The organism is Streptomyces sp. PH10-H1, from assembly GCF_030063355.1.
Lineage (GTDB): Bacteria > Actinomycetota > Actinomycetes > Streptomycetales > Streptomycetaceae > Actinacidiphila.
Genome location: NZ_JASISZ010000168.1, coordinates 1 through 3874, shown reverse-complemented (window position 1 = coordinate 3874; position 3874 = coordinate 1). Strand labels below are relative to the sequence as shown.

Genomic DNA, 3874 nt, shown 5'->3' with positions numbered 1-3874 from the left:
CGGCACCGTCCACGACCGGGACGTGAACGCGGCCCGCAACATCCGAACCGAAGGATCCAAGGCCGCCGCCGGACAGGCGGAGACCCAAAACGCCCGTGGAGCACAGGTAAGACCGGAACCTGTTCCGGCACAGCACGATGAAGCACGAACCCACCCAAACGCCGCGCCATCCCTGCGCAGCACGGAGGGAATCACCGCCCTTTAGAGCGGAGAGGATGTCAAGCACCGCTTGTCGACCTGCGCAACGAGCAGCCGGCTACGCCGTATCACTGATCAAGGCCGGAGTCCGCATGCGGGGACTGGACGTCGGCGGGCCCTATACGCCCGTGGCCAGGCTTCACCGCCGATGCGGCCCGCGGGCTCGACGACTGCGGCCGGGGCACAGGAGAAACTCTGGCAGCCCCATCAAGGGTGCCTGGACATACGGATGCCATTCCCAGACGTGCACGAGCCGCCGTGGCAGTCCACGGCGCAGCGCTTCACGGGCCGCCCACCGGGCGGCGCTGCTTTCGGGCGAGCCGTCCAGTCCTACGGTGACGGTGCGGGACATGGTGCGTACCTCCAGATCGGAAACGGCTGGATGTTCGCTTCCAGCCTCGTCGCCGAAACCTGCCGGGAGGAGACCCTCAGGGCCCCGATCGGCACCGACCGGCCCCAGGGGGAAGGCGGAGGATCCGAGGGCGACCTGTGGTCAGTGGTCCGTTGGGCGCAGGCCGGCCAGGACGAGGTCCACGGCATCCTCGGCCCAGCCCATACGGCCGGCGCGGCCGGCCATGTAGTCGGCGTAGAACGGGCCGAGCAGTGCGGAGACCGCAGCCTCCAGGTCGGCACCGGGGCGGATCTCACCGTGGTCGCGGGCCTGTTCGAGTACCTGGCGCAGCAGCGCGCGCCGGGGCAGTACGGTGCGTTCGCGCAGCAGGGCGAGGAGTTCAGGGGTGTGGGCCTCCTCGGCCAGGCAGGTGCCGATCAGTGCCATGCCGCGTACGCGTTCCACGGTCGCGGCGAAGTCCTTGAGGATCGCCGCCAGGTCGGCCCGCGTGTCCCCGATCGCCGACGGGGCGCCTGCCATGCGCAGGGATTCCAGCGCCGCCGTCAGCAGATCCGCCTTGGTCTTCCAGCGCAGGTGGATGGTGGATTTGCTCACCTGCGCGGCGGCGGCGACCTGGCTCAGGCTCATCCGGGTGTAGCCGTGTGAGGCCAACAGCTCCAGTGCCGCCTGGAGAATGGCGGCGTCCTTCTCGGCCGATCGAGGCCGCCCCGCGCTCCTGGTCTCCGTCTCGCCCACCCCCACAGGATAGGCGAAAACCATACCGAGTGGTTCGGTACGGTTTTCCCTCGGCCCGGCCGGTCCGGAATCAGGCACCGGTGTGGGCGCCCTGGATGTGGAAGTTGAAGTCTGCGTTGCCGAGCGCGCCCCACAAGCGAAGCCAGATCGGCAGCAGCATTTCGGTGCCGCGGGCGGTGGTGATGTCGCCCAGGTCGATGACACTGCTCGCCGGCCAGCCGAACGAGATCAGCAGCTCGGTGACGGCCTTCTTGGCTCGGGTGTCGTCGCCGGATACGAACACGGTGTGCTCGCCCGCGACGCGGGCCGGGTCGACCATGATCTGGCAGTTCATGGTGTTGAGGGTCTTGACGACCATGACCTCGGGGAAGGCGCGCTGGATCTGCTCGCCGAGGCTGTCGGTGTTGACCGGGTTCAGCGACGGGGGCATGCCCTGGGAGAAGTCCAGCGGGTTCGCGATGTCGATGAGCACCTTGCCCGCCAGGTTCTCGGCGCCCGCCGCCTCGAGGGCCTGCAGGCTGCCGGCGCCGGAGGTGGTGTTGACCACGGCGTCCGCCGAGGCGGCTGCGTCGGCGAAGGTCTCCAGCCGGATCTGCTCGTGTGAGGCCTGCCACTGGGAGAACGGCGGGTTGCCGTAGCCGTCGGGCTCGGTGCGGGCGAGGGTGGCCTGCGGGTCGCGGGTACCGACGACGACCTCGTGCCCGAGGGAGGCGAGTTTGTCGGCGACCGCCCGCCCGACGGCGCCGGTGCCGAGAACTGCGTAACGCATGAGGTGGGTCCTTTCCGGGGCCTGGACGTCTCGACGGAGTCGTCTGGCGTTCCGATAAATCTAAACCGAGCGGTTCGGTATTGCAAGTGGCTGCGCTGGCGGCTCGGAGAAGACGGACCCACCATGCCCTGCTCACCAGGTGCTACTCCGCGATCTCGGTCCGTTCCCACCATTCGTAGACAGGCAACTGTCCCTCAACGCTGTCCTGAAGCCGGGACGTGACCTTGAAGTGCTCGTATCCGCCGCGGTGCGGAATCTTCAGCTCTTGCCCGGGAGGGGTGATCGGAACGATCCGCTCGCGCAGATCATCCGGGCCACCCTCGAGGAATGCCTTGCTAGTCATAGCTCCAGTCTTCCTACGCCTCTGGTCATTCGCACGTTGGACAATCTGCGCCGGACGCCGACTCGACGCATCAGAACGCCGGTCGCACGACGGCCGGCTCCAGCCGCTCGGGTGCCCGGCGGGTGAGTTCGCACTGGAAGTCCACGACGCCTTCGACCGAGCGGGCCAGCCGGGCCGCAACCGGGACCAGGGCGGTGTCGTGGATCCGGCCGGTCAGCGTGACCACACCTTCATCCACGTGCACCTGAACGGGTGGTGTCTCAGCGGCGAAGAGGCGGGCGACCACCTCGCGGCGTACCTCGTCCGCGATGCATCGTCCGTTCGCAGGAACACCTTGAGCAGGTCTCTGCGGGGGACGATGCCGGCGAGCATTCCCCTGGCGTCGACGACAGGCAGTCGCTTGACGCGCTTCATCGCCATGGCCCGGGCGGCCTCGGCGAGGGTGGCGTCGGGCCGTCGCCCAGCTTTTCGGCTGGGGGCCGCGGCAGCACCGGATGCGGATGCGGCGTCCGCTGGGCCACTCGCCGGTGCAGTTCCTGGTGGTCCTCGCGCTGCTTGTGCTGGGCTGCCTGATCGCTTCAGCCTCACCCGGCAGCGCCGGTTCCGCATCTCAGCGCGTAAAGGACATCAGCGCCGCGGCTGCCCCGGCCGGGTCCGGAATCGGGATCGCAGCTTTCCACCGATACATACGCGAGGCCATCGAATTCCTGGCCACCGAAGAAATCAGCATGACAGCCCTGAGGTGTCTGGCCTGAGAACGAATCACCGAGTGGCCGTCGATACACCACGTCACCGGACGTGAACACGCCCTGAATCACGTCCGCTTCACGGTGTGTGGGACGACGGCAGACGGGATAGCAGCAAAGGGCGTCGTAGCGGGCGCCGCATGATCAGGTCGAGGGCGCCGTTACGCTCGGTGTATGGCCATAGATGAACCCGCCGTTGTCTGGTCCCTGGACGGTTTCAGCAAGGGGGACGAGTTCCTGCGAACCGAGCGCACGATCAGCCGCGAGCAGATCATCCAGCTCCGAGAGGTGATCACGCCGGACACGGACGATCCCTGGATGCACTATTGCTACGAAGTGCGTCTCGACATCTGGCCCGCAGTGGAAGCGATCCTGCATTGCGGCCCGCCTGACGTGACCCGCGACTACCAGACCTCAGCCAGCGCGTAGCAGTAATTGCCGTGCCACAGCCGTGCCAGGTCCGATAGGGACTCGCAGGGAATCGACGGCCGGACGGTTCAGGACGGCTTCGGCCAGGCACTCACGTCGCCTCCGTCGTCGCGGGCAGCGGCACCAATTCTGGCGGCAAATACAAGTACGGCGCCCATGGCGTCGACCTGCTCATCCTCGATCCACCGTGTAGCGGCCGGGCTGTGGACGGAGAAATCAGAAGAGGTGCCCGCTGACCTGGGATGATGGGAGTTCTGACGCTTCCATCCGCCGCAACCGGCAAGGCACCTCTCGAGTGAAAT

General features: G+C 67.4%; 6 protein-coding genes and 2 pseudogenes. 2 read left to right on the top strand and 6 right to left on the bottom strand.

Translation table 11 applies throughout. The features are described from left to right. Positions 1-400 precede the first annotated feature (400 nt). The 5 genes and pseudogenes from QMK24_RS40790 to QMK24_RS40770 all read right to left on the bottom strand — a co-directional run. Positions 401-550 (bottom strand): annotated as a pseudogene (locus QMK24_RS40790) (universal stress protein); the annotation flags it as partial. A gap of 141 nt (positions 551-691) precedes the next feature. Then, positions 692-1285, bottom strand: a complete 594-nt coding sequence (locus QMK24_RS40785; RefSeq protein ID WP_283471970.1) for a TetR/AcrR family transcriptional regulator — start codon at positions 1283-1285, stop codon at positions 692-694. A 70-nt stretch (positions 1286-1355) separates the two neighbouring features. Then, positions 1356-2054, bottom strand: a complete 699-nt coding sequence (locus tag QMK24_RS40780; protein ID WP_283471969.1) for an NADPH-dependent F420 reductase — start codon at positions 2052-2054, stop codon at positions 1356-1358. Positions 2055-2196: 142 nt separating this feature from the next. Then, on the bottom strand, positions 2197-2397 hold the full coding sequence (locus QMK24_RS40775) for a DUF5988 family protein (protein ID WP_283471968.1): 201 nt from the start codon (positions 2395-2397) through the stop codon (positions 2197-2199). Between the two features lie 70 nt (positions 2398-2467). Further along, a pseudogene (locus QMK24_RS40770) lies at positions 2468-2856 on the bottom strand (CBS domain-containing protein); the annotation flags it as partial. A 68-nt stretch (positions 2857-2924) separates the two neighbouring features. Here QMK24_RS40770 and QMK24_RS40765 point away from each other — a divergent pair. Together QMK24_RS40765 and QMK24_RS40760 are read left to right on the top strand one after the other, a co-directional pair. After that, positions 2925-3152 carry a hypothetical protein gene (locus tag QMK24_RS40765; RefSeq protein WP_283471971.1) on the top strand — a complete coding sequence of 76 codons (228 nt, stop codon included), beginning with the start codon at positions 2925-2927 and terminating at the stop codon, positions 3150-3152. Positions 3153-3317: 165 nt separating this feature from the next. After that, on the top strand, positions 3318-3572 hold the full coding sequence (locus QMK24_RS40760; RefSeq protein WP_283471967.1) for a DUF7683 domain-containing protein: 255 nt from the start codon (positions 3318-3320) through the stop codon (positions 3570-3572). Between the two features lie 68 nt (positions 3573-3640). Here QMK24_RS40760 and QMK24_RS40755 read toward each other — a convergent pair. Then, on the bottom strand, positions 3641-3874 hold a 234-nt coding region (locus QMK24_RS40755), incomplete at its 5' end, for a hypothetical protein (protein ID WP_283471966.1).

Excerpts from the sequence above, each read along its gene's own strand:
- QMK24_RS40780 (WP_283471969.1), bottom strand. The coding sequence starts at position 2,054 with ATGCGTTACGCAGTTCTCGGCACCGGCGCCGTCGGGCGGGCGGTCGCC.
- QMK24_RS40760 (WP_283471967.1), top strand. The coding sequence starts at position 3,318 with ATGGCCATAGATGAACCCGCCGTTGTCTGGTCCCTGGACGGTTTCAGC.
- QMK24_RS40775 (WP_283471968.1), bottom strand. The coding sequence starts at position 2,397 with ATGACTAGCAAGGCATTCCTCGAGGGTGGCCCGGATGATCTGCGCGAG.